Genomic DNA, 385 nt, shown 5'->3' on the forward strand with positions numbered 1-385 from the left:
TAGTTTTCAAGGAACACATGAATTTTTGCTCAAAAGAGCGACTTTATTATCATACTCGATAATAGCGAAAATGTCTACATGCATTTTCTGGAAATGGTGGAGCCTAGCGGGATCGAACCGCTGACCTCCTGCGTGCAAAGCAGGCGCTCTCCCAGCTGAGCTAAGGCCCCGTAGAGACAAAGAAAATTATCTGCTTTAACTTGCAAACAAATAATCATGTGAAAGAAGTATATGGTGGGCCTAAATGGACTCGAACCATCGACCTCACGCTTATCAGGCGTGCGCTCTAACCAGCTGAGCTATAGGCCCACATTATAAATGTTCTTTCAAAACTAAACAAAAGCACAGGACTAGCACACGGATGTGCTGACTTCGACGTTGTCAC

Annotated in this window: 2 tRNA genes; both read right to left on the reverse strand. The window is 44.4% G+C overall.

Annotation, left to right across the window (positions count from 1 at the left end):
- Nucleotides 1-94: 94 nt before the first annotated feature.
- Nucleotides 95-170 (reverse strand) — tRNA-Ala (locus tag WD019_RS21770).
- Nucleotides 171-232: 62 nt separating this feature from the next.
- Nucleotides 233-309 (reverse strand) — tRNA-Ile (locus tag WD019_RS21775).
- Between the last annotated feature and the right edge of the window lie 76 nt (nt 310-385).

It is taken from the genome of Fictibacillus sp. Mic-4, assembly GCF_049843615.1.
GTDB classification, from domain to species: Bacteria; Bacillota; Bacilli; order Bacillales; family Fictibacillaceae; genus Fictibacillus_A; species Fictibacillus_A gelatini.